Below are 22,836 nucleotides of genomic sequence, written 5' to 3' on the forward strand. Positions count from 1 at the left end.
TTTTAATTATTAATCAAATGCTCAATTGAGACAATCATATCCCCCATTGTAAGTTTGTCTTCAGCTACCCATAAAGCTAGGTTTGCAACCCAGGGAGGTAGTTGTTCGTCTGGAATTCCTAAAATTTCTGCAAGTTCAGAAACATCTTGTGATGAACCAGTCCAATCAGAAACCACATCCAAAAGCATTGACTCATCATAAAATCCCAAAACCTTTTGATTAATTTTTGATTCAAAAACTAATGGTTCGTTTCCAGCAACCTTCAAAGTTAGTGGCAGTGCAACTTTGAAGAAATTTCCTGAACGGTCTGTAGCTTGTACCCAGACATCAGTTGTCTGCATTGGTTGCAAGAATTTCATCTTAAAGGATATGGTGAATGTGCCACCCAAATCATCTTGATTACAACAAATTCTATTATCTAATTCTCCAGATTCATCTATTGTAATATCCGCAGAACTCCACTCTGCAGTTTGCGCATAATCATAAAATAAATCCTCTCCGGTTTGATGCCACTCATAATATGTTGTACTAACTTTTCCGTACTCGTCAAAATTATTTGCATAAAACAAATTCATGTCATTAGGTCTGTCTAGAAAATTTGTGTATGTTCCACTATCTGCAATTCTCTCCAATGTTCTGTTATCTGTAAGTTCTAAAATAATTTCAACTTCATCTCCAGGGTCTGCGATAATTGGAGTTTTGTAATCATCAAAGATTGGATATGGTGTTTTTTGATCAAATATCCAAACATAATCACGTGTTTCAGATATTTGTGGAGAATTTTCATCAATTATCTCATCAGATGTGTTTGATGTAATGTGTATCTTAACTTTGGCTAATTTTGGGGCCTCACAATCATAACATTCATCACTTTTTTCCATCCCAATTCGGGTTTCTTCAACATCTACTGTTGTGTATGTGTCTGGATCTCCTTGATTGAAGTATGTTGCTGCAGCATAATCGGCAGTTCTTAACCCACTTGAAATTCGAAATTCGTCAACCTTACCTTTTAGTTCGTTGTTAACTTTAGCACAATTATTTCCGCCCTTAGCATCAATATCTCCTCCAAGAACCATTCTTAATTTATCTGTCTGAGTTTCTCGATTAAGACCTCCTGAACGATTTTCATCTTTTACCAATACTCCATTGATATACAATTGACTGTTTCCTTGTGTTCCATCTGCATCTTTTTGGTTGTATACGGCAACAATGTGATTCCAATTTGTAAATGATGCAGGATTGTCATCTTGGACAGGATGTCCATCTGCATAACTTGCTGGAGATGTATTGTCAGTACTGACAAAGAAATCTCCCCTAATCTTCATTTTTACATTTTCTGCTCGCCATAAACTAATGTGGTTCTGATATGAACCATGCGTAGAACCTGCATCATAACAAACACTTACCAAATCATTATACTGAGAAACAACTCCTCCAGAAGGAACATTTGTGATATCACCTGTCCACAACTCTATAGTAAAATCTCTTGAGGGCATTCCATCTAATGAATTTATATAAATAAAATCTCCATTTCCATCTGCAGTACTTGTTTGTGTTGGACCTTTCAAATCCTGGCCTTTTCCAATTTGACCATCAGTTATGTGAGGAATTCTTCCAGAATCATATCCCACATCACTTCCCCCTCCACCTTTACCATCATTTCCGTTACTTGTAGAATCTTTGAATTCTCCTGATACACCAGTTGAAGTTTGATTCAAATGCCACACTACAACATAATCATCATTCCATACATCTGCAGAATTAAAACCAATTGTATCACCTTTGTAATAGATATACATCTCAGTTGTTGATGATGCAGACATTGTTGGTAATTTGACCCATACAATTACTTCACCCGTAGTATTATCAAATTTTTCAATTTCATGAGATAGCTCTGTTAGTCCATCTGACTGTGTAAAAATAAAGTCTCTACCTTGTGACTCATTTGTTTGAATCAAATCCGTATCGGTAAATGAAATTAAAACAGGGAAATCAATTAGATCTGAATCAACCCCTGTTGCAGTATTCAGGGATAGTGTAATGTTTTTCCTAAATTCCCATGAATCATGATACCAATTTTGTTGAGCAACTTTTACTTTTGATTGAGTTTGAACTACTGTTAGTTCTCCAAACGCATCAGAAGGCACAAGAAATACAAGAGAAAATAATGTTAAAACGGATAAAATTATTTTAATTTGCATTAGATCTGAACGTCAATTTTGGTAATATGTAAAATTTTCAAATGGTTTGGGCACAAATATGTGATTATTGATGAGTTTACTGATGTTTTATGTCATCAAAAAATTTTGCAATCATCTTGATACCTCCTACTGTTTTTGGGGCATTATTTACAACAAATTCCGTTCGTTCTGAATGCGTCTTTGGTTTTTGATTTTTGTAATTTTCATACACTTTACCTCCGTCATAATCCACATATGCAATTCTTGCACTATAGTCAGTTCGCTCTAAAACTAAGCTGTCTCCCCCTACTATCGCAGTATGATATGGATGAACCATTAACGATTCAGATAATTTTTGTGATGTGGAAATTTTTGCTTTTTGTAAATCAGTTGCAAATGCATTAAAATCAGCTAAAAGATAGAATGTTGCGTCAGGTTTTGTTGCTTTCACCCCGTCAATTTCTAATAATGCCTCATGAGTATACTCCCCCATTATATGGTGAATGTTTCTTGTTATCTCAAAATATTCATCCATTTCTTTGCTTACTTCAAATCCTGCAACTGCAGCATGTTGAATTGGTGTAGACACTGCAGTGTATTCCGTAGCTAGAATTTTTTTAAACTGTGATTTTAATTCAACTGCATATTGTGGAAAAACAACATAGCCCAACCTGTAACCGCCAGCTGCATGGGATTTTGATAATCCATTTGTTACAAAAGTTCCTTCTGGGTAAATTTTTCCCATACTGACAAATTTTGAAAAATTGAACGTAATTTGAGCATAAATCTCATCAGAAATTACTACGATGTTTTGTTCCCTACACACATCTGCAATTTCTTCTAATTCTAATTGATCATACAGTAAACCTGTAGGGTTATTGGGATTGTTTAAGATTAAGATTTTTTGCCTGTCTTGTAATCTTAATGCTAATTTTCTCAAATCACTGGGAGATATTTTCTTATTTGCTCTAGTTGATAACATGTGATAATTTTTTTGCAAAAATCTGATTTGTGGCAGATATCCTAGCCATGCAGGTGTGGGCAAAATCACAGTTCCGTGTAAGATTTCTAATAGATTGAAGATGAGTTCCTTAGTTCCAGGACCCACATAGATGCGTTCAGGAGCCACATCCATGCCAAAATAATGCTTATTGTATTTTGAAATGGCATTTCGTAATTCTGGAATTCCTGGAACTGCAGCATATTCTCCTTTGTGTGAATTTTGAATTAATGCATCTTGCATAATTTTTGGTACTGAAAATGGAGATTGTCCAAATGCAAATCCGTAAAATCCAAAACCACATTCAGGTTCATGGCAATCTGAGTGAAATTCTTGTAAAAATGTGTTTAATTTGAGATTTTCAGGCATCTCAATATCTTCAACTTGTTGATCAACTATGAATTTCAATAATCAATTTTATCCTAGTTTCATTTATCCAGTTAATGTGAAATAGAAAATATCAAAAGGTGAATTTTCTAAACCCCTTATTGAAAATCCGTATTGATATTTTACAATAATGAAACTCATGTATGGTAACAAGAGAGAATATTTACAAATGATAGCTTGGACGCTTTAGAGTATCAGTATCTTTCAAAACTAATTCCTTTTTCTGCACAAATGTTAGTTGTTTTTGTGCATTAATTGAATCAACTTTCTTTTGAAAATCTGAAATAATCTTTTCATTGATTGTTGATGAAATCATCGTATAGTTATAGGGAACAAAAGATATAAGATTTTTTAATTTTAATTGATTTTTTGAATTTCATTTAATATGTGGGGATTTTCTAATGATGATAAATCTCCCAAGGGTTTGCCCATAATTTTTGATTTTAACAATCTACGCATTATTTTACCTGTTCGTGTTTTTGGAAGGTCAGTTAATTGAATAATTAGCCTTGGTTTTGCAATTTTACCAATCTTTTTGGATATATGTTCCAATATTTCGTTTTCTAAATTTACTTCATCTTTATTTTCTGCAACAAAAAATACCACAATTGCTTCCCCTGTGATTTCATCAGGTATTGCAATGGATGCAGCATCAGATATTTTTTTATGAGAAATTACAGTATGTTCAATTTCTGCAGTACTCATCCTATGACCTGAGACATTGATTACATCGTCAGTTCTACCTTGCATATACCACAAGTTATCCTCATCCTTTAACACATAATCTCCATGAAACCAGATGTTTTCAAATTTAGACCAGTATGTCTCAATGTATCTATGATCATCATTTAACAAACCTCTGGTCATTCCAGGCCATGGTGATTTAATTATCAAGTATCCGTTTTGTCCTGTAACTGATTCTCCATCATCATTAACAACATCTAGACTCATTCCAGGAACTGGAATTCCAACTGTTGATGGTTTTAATTTCATTCCTGGAAATACAGATAACATTGCACCGCCAATTTCAGTACCTCCTGATAAATTCATTATTGGAATTTTTTTATTTCCAACATTTTCAAATAGCCACCACCATGAGTCCTCATCTAGTGGTTCTCCAGTTGTAGGGATATTTTGTAAGGAATCTAAAGAATATTTGTTGAGAGGATTTGAATTAATTTTTTTAAATAATCGTACAGCTGTTGGAGAAATTCCAAATATTGTTGCTTGATATTTTGACAATATCTCCCATACTCTATTTGGATTTGGAAAATCTAAGGCTCCATCATAAATTACTGCACTTGACCCTACCAGTAAGAGGCCATATACGTTCCAAACTAAACCGGTAATCCAGCCAATATCAGCAGGCCAAAACAGCCTATCATCTTTACCCATATTTACCAAATATGATGCCTGATGACCTGCAAATACAGAAAAACCACCATGTGTGTGGACCACGCCCTTTGGTTTTCCGGTAGTTCCAGAGGTATACAAAATAAACAATGGATCCTCGGAATTCATTATCTCAGTATCACAAACATCATTTTGTTCCAAAACTAATTCATCATAAAATTGAATTTTATCTGATTTTTCAAATTCATCAATTCCTTTGTAAGAAACAACAACAATTTTTTCAATGTGTGTATCTATTACTGCATTATCTACGGTAGTTTTTTGAGATATGGCCTTGCCTTTTCTATGAAATCCATCTGAAGTTAGCAATATTTTTGCATGACAATCTTGTAATCTTGTTTTTAATGATTCAGAACTATATCCTGAAAACACAATAGTTTGTACAGCTCCAATTTTTGCTGCAGCAAGTATTGATATGATTGCTTCTTCAATCATTGGCAAGTATATTGCAATTACGTCCCCCTTTTTGACACCTAAAGATTTGAAGACATTTGCAAGTTTTGATACCTTAGTGTTTAATTCAGAATACGATAATTTTGTTTCAATGCCATCTTCTGAAATAAAATTATAAGCTATTTTTTCAGGAGTTTGTTTTGTAAATTTTTCTACAGATGATTTATAGAGATTTGTTTTTCCCTCAACAAACCATTTTGTCCATGGAATTCCATTTGAAGTATCCAATGTTTTTGTATATGGTGAATCCCAAACAATTCCAATATCTTTTTCTACTGATTCCCAAAACCATTCCAAGTTATTTCTTGATTTTTCAGATAATTCTTCTAGTGATGAAATGTTGTGTTTTTTCATAAATTTGTAAATATTGGAATTTTGATATTGGTCCTCATTTGGAATGAATTCAAATTTTGACAAGTTTCATTTTTTTCAACACTTTGACCGTAAAAAGATTTTTTAATTTATGAGATATCTATCCCGAGACGTCGTGCACAGGCAATTGCTGCTTTTCCATCATCTTCAGTAATTCCAAATTTTAGCAACTGATCTGTACACTCTGTACCTGTATTTCGGGTGTTTTCATGATAGTATTCGCGTAAAATTACTCCCACTCTGTCATCTAATCTTTTTTTTGTAGCCTCATTCATGCCTGCTTGTAATATTGTTGCATCTGAAGTTGCAAGAATTTTGATGAATTCTATATCTTCTAGAGATAAATCAATCATATGCCAATCTGTTTTTTTAATAAATTCAATGTAGATGTAGGATCTGCCTTTCCTTTTGTAGCTTGCATTACTTTGCCAACCAAAAAGTTGATTGTTTGAGGATTAGATTTTGCTTGTTCTACAGCTTCTGACTCATCAGATATTATTTTGTCTATGATTTTTAGTAATTCTAACTCATCAGATACATTACCTAAATCTAAATCAGAAATAATTTGAGATACGCTTTTTCCTGTTTTTAGAATTTCATGTAAAGCATTTTTAGAAGAATTTCTTGATACCTTTCCAGTTTGAATTGAATCAGCCAGGTCTCTTAAATGAGTGGCCGTAAGTTTCGATGCCTCACGTTTTTCTCTAGTGTCTTCTAATCCCATTAATTCAGTTGTTATGATATTTGCAACTTCTTTAGCATTTGATTCAGTATGTGACTTTTCAAACATATCAGAATAAAATTTGTCTGAAGATAAAACATCAGCAACTTGTTCTGGAATGTTGTATTTTGTAACATATCTTTCTTTTTTAGAACTAATACTTTCAGGCATTTCAGATTTTAATTCAGTGCGAATTTCTGGATTTATCTTTACCCAAGGTATGTCACCTTCAAGAAAATATCTATAATCCATGTCTTCCTCTTTTGAACGTGAAGATACAGTAATCTTTCGTCTATCATCCCAATGTCGTGTTTCTTGTGCAATTGGTATGTCTCTGTCATGTAAACTCTCTTGTCGGGTAATTTCAAAGTGAGCTGCTTTTTCTAAATCATGAAAAGAACCAATGTTTTTGATTTCAACTTTATTTCCCCCATGTACCGATACGTTGGCATCTGCACGCATTGCTCCTTCTAAACTAGGGTCTGCAACCCCTAGGTTTTTGAGTAAATCTGACAAAATATTTAGAAAATCACGCACTTCTTTAGGTGTCTCAAAGTCAGGTTCAGTTACAATTTCAACTAGAGGAGTACCAGCACGGTTGTAATCCACTAATGTAATTTGATTTTTTGAAGAACTACCTTCATAAATTAATCTGCCCGGATCCTCTTCTAATTGAATTCTAGTAATTCTAATTTTCTTATCTCCTACAGAAATTGTTCCAGAACCTCCAACACTGGTATCTCCATAAATGTTCAATTGTGTAATTTGGAAATTTTTAGGTAAATCTGGATAAAAATAATTTTTTCTAAAAAATGCAATTTTTTCTGGAGTAGAGCAATTCAATGCCATTGCAATCATAGTTGCTTTTTTTACTGCTTCTTGGTTTAATCTTGGTAAACTACCTGGCATTCCTGCACATACAGGACATATGTTTTCATTTGGTTCAAATTCGCGATAGTTTGCTTTACATGAACAAAATAACTTACTTTGTAAATTTGTTAACTGACAGTGAATTTCTAAACCAATTTTTGTCATATTGGCACCTCCGGTAATGTTACAGTTTTCTCCAATGCATGTGCTGCTTGCAGTAACATTTTATCATTCATTGAATTTGCCATTAGTTGAATTCCTATTGGCAGTCCATTAACGATTTTAAATGGAATTGAAATGGCAGGCTTTCCAGTTAGATTGGCTGTAACTGTATTGATGTCTACTAAAAATAGAGATACAGGATCATCAATTTTTTCTCCAATTTTAAATGGCAATATTGGAACAGTAGGTGCTATCAACAAATCAAATTTCTTAAATGCTTCATTGATGTCTTTTGTTAACTTGCTTTTTACTTTCATTGCTTTAAGGAAATATTTGCCAGCATGGCCTGCAGATGGAACAAATCCTCCAATGATCATTCGTCTAGTTACTTCAGGTCCAAAGTTTTTTCTAGCTTTTGAAATGTATGAATTAAATTCATAGCCTTCAACAGGCATTTCATATCCATATCTCAAATTATCATATCGGGCCAAATTACTTCCAGCCTCAGTAGCAGTAATTGTATAGTATGCAGCAACAGAATATTTCACCATTTCCAATGATACCTCCTCACAAATAGCACCTAATCCTTCGAGTTTTGAAATTGCCTCTTTTGTAGCAGTCATTACCTCAGGATCAATACCATCTCCAATCATCTCAGTAATTATTCCAATTTTTTTGCCCTCTATGCCAGAATCAATATTTTCAAGATAATCTTCTTTGTTGTTGTTTATTGTAGTATTATCATTAGGATCAACTCCTGCAATGAGGTTTAACATGAATGCAGTGTCTTTGACAGTTCTAGTTAAGGGTCCTATCTGTTCAATACTATTTGCATATGAAATTAATCCAAATCGACTGATTAACCCATAAGTTGGTTTGTACCCTACAGTTGAACAAAAACTAGCAGGGTTTCTAACTGAACCCCCAGTATCAGAACCCAATGATGCAATACATTCGTATGAACTAACAGATACTGCACTTCCTCCAGAAGAACCTCCCGGAACATGTTCAATATTCCATGGATTTTTGCTAGGTCCAAAAGCACTAAACTCAGTAGTTAGACCCATGGCAAATTCATCCATGTTCACTTTGCCGATGAAAATTGCATCTTGTTTTTTTAATTTTGAAATTACTGTTGCATCATAAGGCGCTACAAAGTTTTCAAGCATTTTTGATGCACATGTGGTTTTAGTATCTTTGATGCACATGTTGTCTTTAATTGAAATTGGCATACCATAACATGCTCCAACATTCTCTCCAGATTTTATTTTCTTATCGATATTACGGGCTTGATCAATTGCATCATTATTTACGGATAAAAATGCATGAAGTTTATCATCAACTTGATTAATTCTATCAATTGTTTTAGCAGTAAATTCTTCTACAGTAATATTTCCGGTTTTTACTTCTTCAATAAATTCAAGAGCAGAGATTTTTAAATTCATATCACATCTTTGGTGCTCTTACGTAGGTTCCTTTGTAATGATTCATCTTCTCAATTAACTTTTCATCAAATGGGATGTACTCATCATTTCGTAATTGTTCAATTGGAATTTCTGGCATCGATATTTCTTCAGATTCAACACCTGCAGAATCCAAAATATCAAAATAACTAATCATAGTTTGAACTTTTTCAAGATATTCACTATGATCATCTACATCTATTTTCATTAATTTTGAAACATGTTCAATTTCTTCAACGGTAACCATTTTCTATACTCCTATGAGGTGAATCTATCAATCTTACTATAAAATGGTAGGCACAAAATACTTTGATCTGATTATTTAGCCACGTGGTAGAGCGATAATCCCAAAAGATGCGTTAGTTTGAATTATCGCAACCCAGCATTACCCATGGCAATACTCTCTTTAGAAAAATTATCATAAATAAAAAAATGAATAAAAAAATTGATCTTGTCATTAATTTTCATTAATGCAAAAAGTACGCCTAAATTACATGAATTCCGGTTCGGTTCAAATCCCCCTTCTTTTCATTTCCTTTGTAATCTTGGCTTGACTTATCTCATAAATTTTTGTTAAAATTAAAAAAGTATGAAAAAATTGATTAGCAGATCAAAAATTATCTAAAAAATTATGCTTCTATTTCAGTACCTAAAGCATCTGCAATGATATTTGCCCAATTAAATGCAGCAACTACAGAAGTAATTTCAACAATTTGTTTATCATCATATCCTAAATTAGTTAAAATTTTGTGATCATCAGAAGTTGTTTTATTTGCAGAATTGTTGATTTTTAATGCATAATCTAAAACAGCTTTTTCTTTTTCTGGAAAACTTTCAAAATTATTTTTTAGATCATTTATTTTCTCATCATCAAATCCCATTAATTGTAATAACATTGAATGAGCATGAGTACAATAATTACAAGAATTTGCATTCGATACTACAACCGCGATGGATTCCTTCAAAGTTCTAGGAATAGAGGATTCTCGTAATAAAATAATTTTTACACCTTCCCAAAACCATTTAGCAATTGGAGGATCTATGGAGGTAGTTTTTAGAATATTTGGAATTTTACCAATTTGTAATTCATCATTAATTTCTTTATACAGTAATGAAATATCAGGATTTGATTCGTCTCCCTCTTTTACAAATGGCATGTATTGAGTAAATTTATTTCAAATAAAAATTTAGTTTAAAACAAATTTTAATAAAATAAAGTAAACTGCAAATCCTGATAAAAATAAGATTCCTCCAATACTTAGAATTTTCAATATTATTGAGGGCTGATCTGATTTTTCTAAATATTTTCCAGTAACTAGTCTATAATTGAAAATTGCAATTACAGGAGCAATGACAAATGACAAAATAGTCGCAAAATCAACTAATTCCTTTAGATTATCTCCAAATTGCAGTACTATAACTAGGGAACCTGAGGCTAAAACGACAAGAAAAATAGAATACATTCTTCTTGAGTTTTGGGACTGATTTTTCTCATTTTTTCCAAATAGTAATTCAACGGTTCTATTCAGAGCCCTAGAATAGCCATCAAACACTGCAAGAATTGTTCCAAACATTACAGTAAATGCAGATGCAGAAATTACAATATAGCTCCAATTGCCCATTACACTACTATACATTGTAATGATGGCGTGGGCAAATTGTGAATTGTTGTTGGGTAGTTCTTCTCCAGAACCATAAAAGATGAAAGTACCTAGGGTGACAAACATTATTGCCATGATTCCAGTTAGAATATACGATATTCTAAATTCCAACAAAGTTACTTTTAATTTTGGTCGATAGTTTGATTGCTTTATTTTTTCTAAGGTCCATAGACTGTTCCAGCTTGACAAATCAATTGCAGTAGGCATCCATCCCATCAACGCCAGTAAAAAGAATATTCCTGTTGTTGTCCAAAGTTCTTTTGGAACAAAGTTTTCAACGGGTTCAATTGGTCCATTAATTACAGTAAGTGAAAATGCAAGTACTGTAGATATTACCAAAATAGTTACAATTACTTTGATCAGATTGTCTAATAGGTGGAATTTACCTATTCCAAGAATCAATACACATGATATGAATAGCAATATGATTGACCATTCTCCCAAAAATTCTAAATTAAATAAATTCTCAAAAAATCCTGCAGCTACAAATCCAACTGCACCAGTAACAAAAAACATCGAACAAACTGTAATTATAAGATACAAAACTAGAATTGGAGTTCCCAATTTTTTGTATCCGTCAATTATGCTTGTTTGAGTAGAATTTGCGTATCGCGAACCATATTCAAAAAAGGGATATTTTAGCACACTAACTAACACTACAAACCCAATTATCATTAAACCAAAATCTGCACCTGCTCTAGTGGATTGAATTAAGTGAGATACGCCTATGGCAGTACTCGCAAATAGCAATCCAGGACCACTAATTTTAATTATTTTTGATAGGGTCTTGTTGATCATTACAGTTTCAAAAATTATTAGACTGTATTAAAATTAAAACACCCTTATGAAGACTCATCATCAAAATTTTTCTGATGGTTTTCTGTAAATCCTAAAACAATAGAATTGATACTTGCCAATTCTCCATATAATTCCCCAATACTTAGAGAGAGTTCTGTCCCATCTGGTTCCTCATATGTAAATTCAAAATTATTGTTTATCCACCAAGAGTCATTTGTTAAAACATTTCTTAAATCAACATTGAAAAAAGTTCTAAGACCTGCCTTGTGAAAAACAGACACTCCATTATTTTTGAAATCTCCCAAATGATCAATCATTTCATTGTAACCTGGTTGAGATTTTGTAATTTCAAGTTTTTCAAAATTTAAAGAGAATTTCAAACAGGATTTGTATATCTCAAAGTATGACATTATAGATTGGGCAAACATTGTAATTAAATCAAACATTTGAGATTTATCAAAATCTTCAACTTTATTTCCATCAGACATGTGTTGTTTTAATAGAGAAATTTTATTTTCAATTGAGTTCTTTTGTAATTCTATTCGGTCTAATCTTTTTTGAAATGAGTGGTATACCCTACCGGTATTTTTATGAATTAACTGGTTAGAAACCAATAATGGAAAAATTTCTCTATCAAATTTTTCCCTATATTCTTGTAAAAGTTCAGCATACGTACTCATTACAAATCAAATGTGAAGATAGATAATAAATTACTAATCTACGGGGTAAGACGGTCAACATCTCTTGGATAAAATGTGGTATCTCTAATATTTTCAGTACCTGTTAGAGCCATGATTAATCTCTCAAGACCAATACCGCAACCAGCGTGAGGTGGGACTCCATAATCAAATGCATTAAGATGATACTCAAAGGAATCCGTTTTCATACCTTTATTGCTCATTCTTTGAGCTAATTCATCACGTTTTTCAATTCTTGTACTGCCTGAAGATAATTCTAAGTCGCCAAACATCAAATCAAAGGATTCAGAAATTTTTGGGTTAGATTTACTATCTTTTACGTAAAATGGCTTTGGGCCTAGAGGCCAATCAGTAATAAAATAAAATCCATCTAATCCAATTTTTTTAAGATTTGAAGGATACAAATCATCGCCCCACTCTGTTTTAGCACCTGCTTTTTGCATTCTATCTACTAGATCATCATAAGTATATCTTGGAATACTTTCAGGAACTGGAGTTGGAGTAAATTCAGAATCAGGATTATTTTTAATATATTCATTAACTGCATTGATTGAGACTTTTATGATGTCTTCAATTCTGCTCATTACATCATTGTAATCTACAAAAGCCTCTTCCAAATCAATAGAAATTGCTTCAGCTAAATGTCTATTTGTTCGAGATGGCTCAGCTCTAAAAATTGGTGCAATTTCAAATACTTTTTCAAAACTCATTGTCAATTGTTCTTTGTAAAGTTGGGGGCTTTGAGCTAAGAATGCTTCCTTATTGTAATAAAATATTGGAAATAGCGCAGCACCGCCTTCTGTAGCTGTTGCAATCATTTTTGGAGTATTAATTTCAACAAAATTTTGTTCATTAAAGTAGTCCCTAATTGTTTTTAAAACTAAACTTCTAGTTTTGAAAACATGTTGTAAAACATTTCTTCTAAGATCAATTGGTCTAACTTCTAAACGAGTATCAATATTTTTTACAGTTTTTACTGTTGGTTCAAATGGAGGAATTTTTGTTACTTCAGAATAAATTCGCAATTCCGTTGGAATAATTTCATATCCGCCAGGAGCTTTTTCAGAGGATTTTACTTTTCCTGTAACTCCTATAGATGAATGAGCTTTAAGTGAAGATATTTTTTCTCTAATTTCATCAGAACAATCTCCTTTTTTAGCAATAATTGAAAGACTGCCATTTTTATCTTTGATAGTGACAAAACTGATATTTCCATGTCCTCTAACTGTTAAGATCCACCCCATTACAGTTACCTCAGTGCCATCCATTGATGGGTTAATTTGATCAGAATAATGGGATCTGCGTAAATTTCCTAGTTCAGTTTCAATCATAATTTATAATATTTCCATATTTTCTGGTGTAATTAATTTTTTCAAAATGATCTTCCAAAAAAGAGGATTTTCATAATGTTTTTACATCCCTAAAGGCAGATTCAAAGCAATATGGCAAATATCTTGATTGCGCTAGTAATTGTAATGTTCATCGGTACAGCAGTCTATGTAGGGTATCATGCTTCTCAAAACACTTCAGATGACGGATATGGTCATAGTGTTCCAATAGATCTACAAATTCTAGAAACAACCCCTGAATTATTACAAATTATTGAGAAACAAAAAGGATTTCAATCAATTATCTAATTCTAATAGTTTTAGATTAATTACCGAGAATTTTTGATTATTGTTATGACCCTCACAAACAAAGAAAAAATGATTTCAGTGATTTCTAATGGAATTGCAGTATTTTCATTACTTCAAGAAAGAGACGAATTACCAAAAAATACCACAATGTATGATTTTGTATTAAAAGTAATTCCTGAAGAAATCAAATCAGAGTTAAGTGTGGAATTAATTGATGAAGTATTTCGTTATGTTACATCTGCACATAGGTCATCAAAAATTAGTGAATCAAAATAATAATGAACATATCTAAGAAATCAAATTACGATACGATAATATCAAATTTAACTTCAATTGATTTAGTAGTACTTGCAGCTATGCACGATACAGATTTGAAAACAATGATCAAAATTAGTGCTTTAGAGTTAGTAAAAAGTTGTGAAAAATTTTTTGACTTAGAAATGATGCAAAGGATGAATCATGAACCATCCCCAGAATTAAAAATGAAAATTCAAAATTGGTTAAATTCAATTGAATATAAACAATATACTCAAAATACAAATCAAACATTAAGTGTAAAGGACAAAGAAAGTATTAGAAAAATCTACTCAAAATTAGGGTTAAAACCTCATGATTTATCTGAATTAACGCAAACAGGTGAGGTGTTTCTTAAAAATAAAATAAAAGAAATAAAAAATAAATGGAAAATATTGATTAATTATAACAAATCAAATAATCCAATTAAACTAAAAGAAGAGATTGACAAGTGTGATAAAATTATTCCAATATTGTTTACCATTGGCATTGCAAATCCAAGTCTATTTTCTGATATGTTTAAAACAATGGATTTGAGTATGTATGATTATCTCTCAAAAAATAAAAACATCCACCCAATATTTCTGGATTATTTAAAATAAAAAAGATAAATTTTACAGATGTTTTTATCATACATGCATTGTGATGATAAAAGAACGTTATTTGTCCTAAAACAAGAAATTGAAAAAACGTGGGATGAGTTAAAGAAAATAGATTTTAACAGTGAGGGACTCATCAATAAATTATCTGAAGAAATTCAAGAATATTTTGAGTACAAAAATTCACCTTCAAATTAAAAATATGAAAAATAGTAATTATGATAAAATTACCTTGGCTTCTTTAATTAACGATCAATAATTCTAATGTAGTCTGATGTTAGTTCATTGTACTCTATGCACAAATCAATCAATATTTACTGCAAGAGTCATGGATTTTCATTATTTTATTGGTAATAACATTAAACCGCGATCTAAATATACTAGTGCGATCTAACATCAGATATGTCTTGGTGAGGTAAAGAACGTCGATACGTCATATCTCTTCAGGACATCGAATTATCTTAATCATAGTTCTTTTCTAAGGTTGATTTTTTGAGGCATTTCTCCTCAACAAATCATTAATTGAAATATTCTTAGCCAATAGGTAATTTGATAATCCCATTTGCCACTAAAACCATTAATCCTACAGGAATTCCAGCTCCTACTATAATAGAGCACAATACCAAAACATCTCTTTTATCCATAATATAATAAAAAATAGTCCGTATTTATTTTAAAATGAAACAGTTGAATAGACAAGTCATTTGATTATAAAATTTTCTTGATAAAGGAATTATTTTTAAAAAATCTTTATTTTTCTATTTCCTTTTTCTTCATTTCAGAAATTGCTTCCATCTTACCTTTGATAAAAGCTAAATCATATGTTCTTAGCAATACTTCCTCACCATCTTCAAAATTAGTTTGCAAGTGTTTTGCCATATTTTTAATTATTTCCTCCTTTGTGGGAATTTTTGAGTTATCCTCCATCATGAAAGCCCATTAGAAATTATCATCAGGGTCTTCGCCCCTATCTATTGCATCATTATACTTGTCAACTTTGATATTGTATTCGTCTATCTTTTTGTTTTCTTCGTCTATCTTTTTGTTTTCTTCGTCTATAGAATTATTTACATCCATTTTGAATAACCCCCTTCTAGGGTTACTGCATTGAATCCACCTTTAATTAATTCATCAGCTGCAATATTGCCTCTATATCCAGTTCCACAATACGTACAAATTTTCTTATTTTTCAAATCTTCAATTTGATTTTTCTTTACATTTCTAATACACAAACCCAAAGACATATGGATAGAATCTTCAATAATTCCACCTGATAATTCATCAGATTCCCTAACATCCAAGATCACAAAATCATTTTTTTGAGACATCAATTCTTTTGCAGTTATTTTATCAGCCATACATAGTCTGATATACAGAGTAATTTATCTTTGAAGGTGAAGTTTTTGAGACAAATAATCAGTAAATTAGGCGTGAATTTATAGAATATCCCCAATAGTTCATAAAGTACAAAATTTGAGTTAGATTAAGAAAATGACTACCATAGCAACATTGGGATCTCATTGCTCCTTACAGGTTTTAAAAGGTGCAAAAGATGAAGGACTCAAAACAATGTTAGTTTGTGAGAAAAAACGAGAAAAATTATATCGCAGATTTCCATTCATTGATGAATTAATTATCGTGGACTCGTTTAAGGAAGTTTTAGATCAAAAATGTCAAAAAACACTTGAAGAAAATAATGCAGTTTTGATTCCTCATGGAACTCTAATTGCACAAATGAATTCTGAAGAAATTGAATCCATCAAAACCCCAGTATTTGGAAACAAATGGATTCTAAGATGGGAGTCAGACAGAGAAATGAAAGAAAAACTCATGAGAGAAGCAACACTTCCTATGCCAAAACCAGTTACAGAACCTAAAGATATTGAAAAATTAGTTATCGTAAAGCGACAAGGTGCTGCTGGAGGTAAAGGATACTTTATGGCAGCAAATGAGGATGATTACAATACAAAAAGAAATCAGTTAATTTCTGAAGGCATACTTTCAAAAGATGAAACATTATACATTCAAGAGTATGCTGCAGGAGTTTTAGCATATTTACAATTCTTTTATTCACCATTAACAAATGAATTAGAATTTTTTGGAGTTGATCAAAGACATGAATCCGATATCGAAGGTCTTGGAAGAATTCCTGCAGAACAGCAAATGAAATCAACAAAAGTTCCATCATTTAATGTGATTGGAAACAGCCCTCTAGTTTTGAGAGAATCTTTGTTAGATGAAGTATACACAATGGGTGAGAATTTTGTAGAAGCTGCAAAAAGAGTTGTTTCACCAGGAATGAACGGCCCATTTTGTATTGAAGGGGTTTATGATGAAAATGCTAAATTTACATCATTTGAATTTTCAGCAAGAATAGTTGCTGGTACCAATATCTACATGGACGGTTCTCCATACTATTCATTATTGTTCAATGAAAATATGAGTATGGGTAAAAGAATTGCAAGAGAAGTAAAAACTGCAACAGAATCAAACCAGCTTGATAAAATTACTACTTAGAAATAATGACATTAAAAGATAAAATCAATAAAATTTCTGCAGTTGGATTAATTTCATCTGCAGTAATTATAGCAGCAGGATATGTTTTAGAAAATAAAACATTGTTTGGGTTTGAAAATGCAATGTTACTTTATCTATTATTGCCATCTGCATTCATTTGGTTTGGTACAAGAAAGAATGGATGCGGCAGTTGTAATCAGATTCCTTTAGATTCTGAAAAAAAATCTAACTAAATAGAGATTTTTTAGGTTTTATTTCTACACCATGTTGAGATTTAATTATGTATTTATCTCTGATTTTTACACTTACCCAATCAATAATCAATACAGTGATGAGAACTATAACTAAAAATATTGCAGCCTTTCCATACTCAAAGAATTTAATATAATTAATTATGAAGAATCCAATTCCGCCAGCTCCAACGATTCCCAAAATACTAGTTTGTCGAACATTGTAATCAAACATGTACAATATCTGACCCAAGAGATGTGATGCAGATTCAGGGAGTACAACGTATCGAATTAATTGAAATTTACTAACGCCAATTGAACTAACAGCATCCATAGGATCTGAATCAATAGTTTCAATTGATTCGTATTGTAATTTTGTAACAAATCCTATAGTATACATCACTATTGCTAAAACTCCAGCATAAGGTCCTAAACCTACCATAATTACAAACAATAATGCCCACAATATGGAAGGAAAAGTACGAATTATGGCCAATAAAGCACGAGTAGGTGCATAAACATACTTGCTATTCAAATTACGAGCAGATAGCATACTAAGAGGTAATCCAATCACAACTCCTATCACAGTTCCAATGAATGCCATTTGAAGAGTCTCAAGCATGGCCCATAATGCAGTTGGAATATATTTCAAATCTTCAACTATATTTTCTAAAACAAATATTTCAGAAGCAATTGTTGCTAAATGTGGTATTCCTTCTGCAAAATCTAAAGGGTTTGCTTCTACATTATATGATGCAACAACAACAAGTCCAACAATAATTGCAATTATGATATTATTCTTTGGAGTCAGTATTATACATCTCCATTATTTCTTCAATACTCATATCTCCAGTTTGAAAATCAACAATAGTATCACCTTCAACACCAATCTCTAAAATCTTCTGACCTTCTTTAATTACTGCAACACGGTTAGCAAACTCTAATGCAAGTTTCATATCGTGATGAACCATTATTGCAGTAAGATTCATTTTCTTTTGAGCATCTAAAACTAAATTCATTATTTCTCTGGAAGTTACATGATCTAATTCTGAAACTATTTCATCTGCAAGTAAAATTGTAGGTTTTTGCATTAATGCTCTAGCTATTGCTACTCTTCTTTTTTCACCACCACTTAACATGTATGCTTTACGTGATTCTTTACCAGACAATCCCACTAATTTTAAAATTCTTTTTGCTTCTTGAATTTCATGTTCGGGGAATTGTTTTAAAATAGATTGTATTCTATTTAATCTAGGTAAAGCACCAATCAAAATATTATCTAAGACACTAACATTTTTTACCAATCCCAAACTTTGTGGGATGTAACCTATTGTATGCATCATTTTTTTAAATTTTTTATTATTCATGTTAGGAGTGAGATAATCAATTTTAATTGCCCCCTTACTAGGAGTCATCATTCCATTCATTAATTTCAAAAGTGTTGATTTACCTGAGCCAGATTGTCCAACTATTGCATAATTTGTACCTCTATCAATTGAAAGATTTACTCCTTCCAATGCATAGCTTTGAGAATCATACGACGTCCAAACATCATTCATTTGGATAATTTTTTTTGTAGAAATTAATGAAAAAGGGGGAGTTTTGGCCATTGAATTTATATCAATTCTAATCTGCCAGTTTTTATTTGCTCTTATCATATTTGTCTAGGATTTTTTGATCAAGACCAGTTAAGACATCAATAAAGGTTCCAAATTCACCAATATGCATGGTAGTTGTTGTTGGAACTAGTGCCTCAGCACCATACAAATCAGTTAGAATTGAATTATGCTCATCATAATTGAGTTTAATCAATGAACTAACTAGATTGTCTTTAGTAGGTTCAGACATACTAGAACTTACCATAAAGACGTGTGATGGTACAGGTCCAATTGTAGTAACTGGACGTAATTTTGCTTGGTCTTCTAAACTAAGGTATTTTTTTGGAGCAATATCTGATCCAAATGCAACATCAACATCACCTTTTAAGAGTAAATTCAATGCTGCCTTGTAACCACCTGCAAATGTATAACTTTCAAAGTTATTTGCTAGTGCTTGCTCCAAAGCAACAATATCATTACCTTCAATGTTGATATGACCATCAGTTACCAGGGTTCCCATAGGTCTTACAAACCCAGATGAACCAGTAATACTGGTAAATGCCACACGTTTGCCCACAGTATCTTCAATTGTGTTAATTGAATCATTGTCTGCAGATGTCCAAACGGTTGCTTGATAGTTTACCTTACCCTTGACTAATTCTGCCAATACAGCTTCTGCACCTGTTCTTTCATGGGTAATCCATGCAGGTCCAGTATCCATAAATGCAGCATCAATATGACCAAATCGCATTCCTTCAATGATAGTTTCATAGTTTGTTGGAACAACTATTTCAACATCAATTCCTAATTCAGATTCTAAGAATTTTTCTAGAACTTGAGCTTTTGGAGTTAATTCATCAGCTTTTTCAACTGGAATAAATCCAATAGTTAAAGAATCAACGTCAATTGCATTTGCATCAACAGTAACATATTCAACTTCAGTTGTTGTCGGAGCACTCATCATTGTAGATGAAACGGCTAATGTAGAAACACCAACTATTGCAAATACAGCGACTAATGCCAGAATTATGTTTTGGTTCATTTAATTCAAAAATTAGTGTCAGCTAAGATTATTTAAAGTCAAACCTGCTTCTAATCAACTATTCTAAATCTATAGAATGAGAACATGAAATATTTCTATGAATTTGATTTAGAGTTTAAGGTATTTGGATGTAAATGTAATTTGGGTTCAAGATCATCTAAAGTAATTTCTACCTTACCAATCCTACTTCGGTAAAGTTTGATTTTTTTGCCATCAGAGGTTATGACATATTTATCAACTTCAGCCAATGCAAGTTCTTCTAAATTGGATAATGTTTTGTAAACTGTGGATATCGAAATTTTTAATTCTTCAGATATTGTTGGTACATCTTTTGATTCATTTTTTACTGAAAACAATACTGAACGAGTGCATACATTGCTCATAGCCTCTATGATTTTTTGATTAATATCAAATTCAGATAGCTGAATTATGCTTTTTTTAGACACATTATTTGGTATTTGAAACCAATATTAAAACTGGTTCAGGCTTTTTTATGGATATTTCAGCCTGCTTAATCCTACTTCTATAGACTTTGTATTTTCTACCTTTATCAGATAACATCCATTTCTCTACCTCAATCAATGTCAATTCTTCAAGATCTGATAATTTCTTATAAACAGAGCTAAGTGGAATTTTTAATTTATCAGATAATTCTGCAGCAGTATTTCCTTTTTTAACAATTGAAAATAAAATTGCTCTTGATTCAGAATCAGCTAGTGCTTCAATCACTTTTTGACTAATATCATATTTTTTTAATTGAGGCAATGTTAGTTTTCTAGACATGTTTTTTACGATATCTTATTGTATATAAAGAGAGTATACTAATTCTCAGTCTCTAGAATAAGAATTAAGAATATTCTAAATTCGATGTCTTATCAAATTTTTTCCAAAATAATCCCAAGATTATTCCAACAGAACCCCAAAAGGATGAGACACCCAACACAGACACAAATCTAAATTCATTAACTAAATTCATTGGTGCAGTTATTTCATCTGGGTTGTCAGGCATTATGATAAATGCAATTGTCATTAATCCAGCATATCCAATTAATGCAAAATATTTTTTATTTTTATTTAATTTCGTTAATAATTTGTAAAATACAATTACTCCGATACCAGATATGATTATGAAGGAAACATACAAAATCATTCGTAATACTACCGTATCTGCTTCACCAACTGTGGGTGGATTTGCAGGATACTTCAAAAAGGGAATTAGATAAAGTGTGAACCACATGAGACCTGACAAAAATATGGCTTTCGTTACAATGTTTTTTCCAGGTAAAGAATTTCTAGACAATGCAAACACAATACCAAATAACGAACCCATTGCAAGTCCCAAAATTACTCCAGCTAATACCTGACCACTTTTTTGCCAAATTCTATAACTTTCATATTCTGCCCAAAATTCCAAAGTATCTTCAGCCTCTCCAGATGCAAACAAACTCTCATTTTCAAGACCGATTGCTTGATCCAAATATGGTTCAACTATAGCAAAATTTATGGTTCCATGAACTAAACCTGCTAAACCGCCAGAAATAAGAACAATTAAAATAAAAACAATAGTTTTCAATGATTGAGTAAAAATTCACCGAGATTAATAGAATGCGATAATTCCATTTCTATATTGTCACTAGTGACAAGGAAATCCTGCTGCATGTCTCATATCGTGAGTGAGTTCATGAATTGTAAGGTCTGCAAATGCTTGTTCACCATAGACTATGCTAAAGACATGGCCTTGATCAAAACCTACTACAAATAACCCTGCTGCAAAAACTATGGCCAATGCCAAAATTGCTACTTTTGATACAGCAGATTTAGATTTGTTAATTTGTCTAACTTCAGACATCAAAATTACCTTTTGTTGAATCTATTTATGTTCTTTGATATAGAAAAAAGATCCAAAAAATAAGAAATTTGTATTAAAAAAATAACATGATCCATGGATTCAAATCTAAATTTAATTTATAAAAAAATCCAAATCAAATTTAATAGAAAATTATAGATTCCAACAAGATATTTAGAATATTCATCAAGGATGAAATTATGAATTATTATTATTTTTTAATTCCAATTTTGATCGGAATTGTTGCAGGTTCATTTTTGGTACTATATCAACCACAAAGTATAGATTCTAAAATATTGACACAGTCAAATTTAATAGAAAATGGCTCCCCAGTTTTAGGCTATTCTAACGCACCTATTACAATTTTGGAATGGTGAGATTATCAGTGCACATATTGCTACAAATTTCATCAAGAGACTTTAGATGTAATCAATGAGAATTTTATTCAAACAGGTAAAGTAAAAGTTATTTTCAAAGACTTTCCGCTAAACGGTCTAGATTCAAAACTTGCTGCACAAGCAAGTTATTGTGCAAATGATCAAGAAAAATATTGGCAATATCATGATGAATTATACAAAAATTGGGGAGGAGAAAGAACAGGGTGGATCACACGAGATTCATTAACAGAATTTGCAAAAGAAATACAATTAGACATCAATGAGTTCAACAACTGTTTAGATGAAAACAAGTATGAAAATAAAATTGACAAAATTTATGATTTTGGAAAAGAAATTGGAATTGATGCAACACCATCATTTTTAGTATTTAATAATGAAAACATCATTAAAATCAGAGGAAATCAACCCTTAGAAGTATTTTTGAAAACATTTGACGAATTAAGATAAAAAAAATCATCCAAATCAATATTGATTAATATCCGAGAATTAGGACAATT

Annotated in this window: 29 protein-coding genes and 1 pseudogene; 8 read left to right on the top strand and 22 right to left on the bottom strand. The window is 31.7% G+C overall.

All coding sequences use genetic code 11. From position 1 onward, the window contains the following. Nucleotides 1-2 precede the first annotated feature (2 nt). The 12 genes from NMSP_RS04010 to aspS form a co-directional block, all read right to left on the bottom strand. On the bottom strand, nt 3-2,201 hold the full coding sequence (locus tag NMSP_RS04010) for a DUF2341 domain-containing protein (RefSeq protein ID WP_086907560.1): 2,199 nt from the start codon (nt 2,199-2,201) through the stop codon (nt 3-5). Between the two features lie 76 nt (nt 2,202-2,277). Further along, nucleotides 2,278-3,588, bottom strand: a complete 1,311-nt coding sequence (locus NMSP_RS04015) for a pyridoxal phosphate-dependent aminotransferase (protein WP_086907561.1) — start codon at nt 3,586-3,588, stop codon at nt 2,278-2,280. Between the two features lie 142 nt (nt 3,589-3,730). Further along, nucleotides 3,731-3,883: a hypothetical protein gene (locus tag NMSP_RS08430; protein WP_192866222.1), complete on the bottom strand. Its 153-nt coding sequence runs from the start codon at nt 3,881-3,883 to the stop codon at nt 3,731-3,733. A gap of 41 nt (nt 3,884-3,924) precedes the next feature. Beyond that, a complete protein-coding gene (locus tag NMSP_RS04020) occupies nt 3,925-5,850 on the bottom strand; it encodes an AMP-binding protein (protein ID WP_086907562.1) in 1,926 nt (641 codons plus the stop codon). A 44-nt stretch (nt 5,851-5,894) separates the two neighbouring features. Next, the gene (locus tag NMSP_RS04025; RefSeq protein ID WP_086907563.1) at nt 5,895-6,158 is read right to left on the bottom strand and encodes a hypothetical protein; all 264 of its coding nucleotides are present in this window, start codon (nt 6,156-6,158) and stop codon (nt 5,895-5,897) included. Further along, nucleotides 6,155-7,561 (bottom strand): Asp-tRNA(Asn)/Glu-tRNA(Gln) amidotransferase subunit GatB, encoded by a 1,407-nt coding sequence (gene gatB, locus NMSP_RS04030; protein ID WP_086907564.1) that lies wholly within the window; start codon nt 7,559-7,561, stop codon nt 6,155-6,157. Before gatB ends, NMSP_RS04025 begins: the two co-directional genes overlap by 4 nt. Then, the gene (gatA, locus tag NMSP_RS04035; protein ID WP_086907565.1) at nt 7,558-9,003 is read right to left on the bottom strand and encodes an Asp-tRNA(Asn)/Glu-tRNA(Gln) amidotransferase subunit GatA; all 1,446 of its coding nucleotides are present in this window, start codon (nt 9,001-9,003) and stop codon (nt 7,558-7,560) included. The genes gatB and gatA overlap by 4 nt, the downstream gene beginning before the upstream one ends. A 1-nt stretch (nt 9,004) precedes the next feature. Further along, entirely contained in the window at nt 9,005-9,268 is a 264-nt protein-coding gene (locus NMSP_RS04040; RefSeq protein WP_086907566.1) for a hypothetical protein, read from the bottom strand. A 382-nt stretch (nt 9,269-9,650) separates the two neighbouring features. Continuing rightward, nucleotides 9,651-10,178 carry a carboxymuconolactone decarboxylase family protein gene (locus NMSP_RS04045; RefSeq protein ID WP_086907567.1) on the bottom strand — a complete coding sequence of 176 codons (528 nt, stop codon included), beginning with the start codon at nt 10,176-10,178 and terminating at the stop codon, nt 9,651-9,653. A 30-nt stretch (nt 10,179-10,208) separates the two neighbouring features. After that, nucleotides 10,209-11,480 (bottom strand): NRAMP family divalent metal transporter, encoded by a 1,272-nt coding sequence (locus NMSP_RS04050; RefSeq protein WP_086907568.1) that lies wholly within the window; start codon nt 11,478-11,480, stop codon nt 10,209-10,211. A gap of 44 nt (nt 11,481-11,524) precedes the next feature. Then, nucleotides 11,525-12,160 carry a hypothetical protein gene (locus NMSP_RS04055; RefSeq protein WP_086907569.1) on the bottom strand — a complete coding sequence of 212 codons (636 nt, stop codon included), beginning with the start codon at nt 12,158-12,160 and terminating at the stop codon, nt 11,525-11,527. Nucleotides 12,161-12,198: 38 nt separating this feature from the next. Next, complete coding sequence (gene aspS, locus NMSP_RS04060; protein ID WP_086907570.1) at nt 12,199-13,509, bottom strand: aspartate--tRNA(Asn) ligase; 1,311 nt, start codon at nt 13,507-13,509, stop codon at nt 12,199-12,201. Between the two features lie 111 nt (nt 13,510-13,620). Between aspS and NMSP_RS04065 the strand changes: the two genes are divergently transcribed. The 4 genes from NMSP_RS04065 to NMSP_RS08435 are packed head-to-tail and all read left to right on the top strand — an operon-like array spanning nt 13,621 to nt 14,906. Next, the gene (locus NMSP_RS04065) at nt 13,621-13,815 is read left to right on the top strand and encodes a hypothetical protein (protein WP_086907571.1); all 195 of its coding nucleotides are present in this window, start codon (nt 13,621-13,623) and stop codon (nt 13,813-13,815) included. A gap of 45 nt (nt 13,816-13,860) precedes the next feature. Then, nucleotides 13,861-14,091: a hypothetical protein gene (locus tag NMSP_RS04070; protein ID WP_086908376.1), complete on the top strand. Its 231-nt coding sequence runs from the start codon at nt 13,861-13,863 to the stop codon at nt 14,089-14,091. 2 nt (nt 14,092-14,093) lie between these two features. Beyond that, nucleotides 14,094-14,711, top strand: a complete 618-nt coding sequence (locus tag NMSP_RS04075) for a hypothetical protein (RefSeq protein ID WP_086907572.1) — start codon at nt 14,094-14,096, stop codon at nt 14,709-14,711. A 33-nt stretch (nt 14,712-14,744) separates the two neighbouring features. Beyond that, the gene (locus NMSP_RS08435; RefSeq protein ID WP_192866223.1) at nt 14,745-14,906 is read left to right on the top strand and encodes a hypothetical protein; all 162 of its coding nucleotides are present in this window, start codon (nt 14,745-14,747) and stop codon (nt 14,904-14,906) included. A 552-nt stretch (nt 14,907-15,458) separates the two neighbouring features. Here NMSP_RS08435 and NMSP_RS08680 read toward each other — a convergent pair. From NMSP_RS08680 to NMSP_RS04080, 3 genes are read right to left on the bottom strand one after another with little or no spacing between them, the layout of a single operon-like run. Next, nucleotides 15,459-15,587, bottom strand: a complete 129-nt coding sequence (locus NMSP_RS08680) for a hypothetical protein (RefSeq protein ID WP_264080405.1) — start codon at nt 15,585-15,587, stop codon at nt 15,459-15,461. 60 nt (nt 15,588-15,647) lie between these two features. Further along, entirely contained in the window at nt 15,648-15,785 is a 138-nt protein-coding gene (locus tag NMSP_RS08440; RefSeq protein ID WP_192866224.1) for a hypothetical protein, read from the bottom strand. Continuing rightward, the gene (locus NMSP_RS04080) at nt 15,776-16,066 is read right to left on the bottom strand and encodes a rhodanese-like domain-containing protein (protein WP_086907573.1); all 291 of its coding nucleotides are present in this window, start codon (nt 16,064-16,066) and stop codon (nt 15,776-15,778) included. Before NMSP_RS04080 ends, NMSP_RS08440 begins: the two co-directional genes overlap by 10 nt. Before the next feature lie 133 nt (nt 16,067-16,199). Here NMSP_RS04080 and NMSP_RS04085 point away from each other — a divergent pair, with 133 nt between their 5' ends. Then, complete coding sequence (locus NMSP_RS04085) at nt 16,200-17,225, top strand: formate--phosphoribosylaminoimidazolecarboxamide ligase (protein WP_086907574.1); 1,026 nt, start codon at nt 16,200-16,202, stop codon at nt 17,223-17,225. Nucleotides 17,226-17,230: 5 nt separating this feature from the next. Further along, nucleotides 17,231-17,458 carry a hypothetical protein gene (locus tag NMSP_RS04090; protein WP_086907575.1) on the top strand — a complete coding sequence of 76 codons (228 nt, stop codon included), beginning with the start codon at nt 17,231-17,233 and terminating at the stop codon, nt 17,456-17,458. On the opposite strand, the gene phnE is transcribed toward NMSP_RS04090, so the two are convergent. From phnE to NMSP_RS04125, 7 genes are all read right to left on the bottom strand, one after another. Continuing rightward, on the bottom strand, nt 17,451-18,272 hold the full coding sequence (phnE, locus tag NMSP_RS04095) for a phosphonate ABC transporter, permease protein PhnE (protein WP_318779024.1): 822 nt from the start codon (nt 18,270-18,272) through the stop codon (nt 17,451-17,453). The genes NMSP_RS04090 and phnE overlap by 8 nt on opposite strands. After that, nucleotides 18,250-19,065: a phosphonate ABC transporter ATP-binding protein gene (locus NMSP_RS04100; protein ID WP_086908377.1), complete on the bottom strand. Its 816-nt coding sequence runs from the start codon at nt 19,063-19,065 to the stop codon at nt 18,250-18,252. The genes phnE and NMSP_RS04100 overlap by 23 nt, the downstream gene beginning before the upstream one ends. 31 nt (nt 19,066-19,096) lie before the next feature. Further along, a complete protein-coding gene (gene phnD / locus NMSP_RS04105) occupies nt 19,097-20,095 on the bottom strand; it encodes a phosphate/phosphite/phosphonate ABC transporter substrate-binding protein (RefSeq protein WP_192866128.1) in 999 nt (332 codons plus the stop codon). 95 nt (nt 20,096-20,190) lie between these two features. Further along, nucleotides 20,191-20,541: a helix-turn-helix domain-containing protein gene (locus NMSP_RS04110; RefSeq protein WP_086907577.1), complete on the bottom strand. Its 351-nt coding sequence runs from the start codon at nt 20,539-20,541 to the stop codon at nt 20,191-20,193. Nucleotide 20,542: 1 nt separating this feature from the next. Further along, the gene (locus tag NMSP_RS04115) at nt 20,543-20,878 is read right to left on the bottom strand and encodes an ArsR/SmtB family transcription factor (protein WP_086907578.1); all 336 of its coding nucleotides are present in this window, start codon (nt 20,876-20,878) and stop codon (nt 20,543-20,545) included. Between the two features lie 64 nt (nt 20,879-20,942). Then, on the bottom strand, nt 20,943-21,668 hold the full coding sequence (locus NMSP_RS04120) for a CbtA family protein (protein WP_086907579.1): 726 nt from the start codon (nt 21,666-21,668) through the stop codon (nt 20,943-20,945). Nucleotides 21,669-21,728: 60 nt separating this feature from the next. Continuing rightward, nucleotides 21,729-21,944, bottom strand: a complete 216-nt coding sequence (locus tag NMSP_RS04125; RefSeq protein WP_086907580.1) for a CbtB domain-containing protein — start codon at nt 21,942-21,944, stop codon at nt 21,729-21,731. A 197-nt stretch (nt 21,945-22,141) separates the two neighbouring features. Here NMSP_RS04125 and NMSP_RS08685 point away from each other — a divergent pair, with 197 nt between their 5' ends. After that, nucleotides 22,142-22,318, top strand: a complete 177-nt coding sequence (locus tag NMSP_RS08685) for a hypothetical protein (RefSeq protein ID WP_264080382.1) — start codon at nt 22,142-22,144, stop codon at nt 22,316-22,318. Nucleotides 22,319-22,330: 12 nt separating this feature from the next. After that, a pseudogene (locus tag NMSP_RS04130) lies at nt 22,331-22,786 on the top strand (DsbA family protein); the annotation flags it as partial. Between the last annotated feature and the right edge of the window lie 50 nt (nt 22,787-22,836).

Source organism: Candidatus Nitrosomarinus catalina (assembly GCF_002156965.1).
Lineage (GTDB): Archaea > Thermoproteota > Nitrososphaeria > Nitrososphaerales > Nitrosopumilaceae > Nitrosopumilus > Nitrosopumilus catalinensis.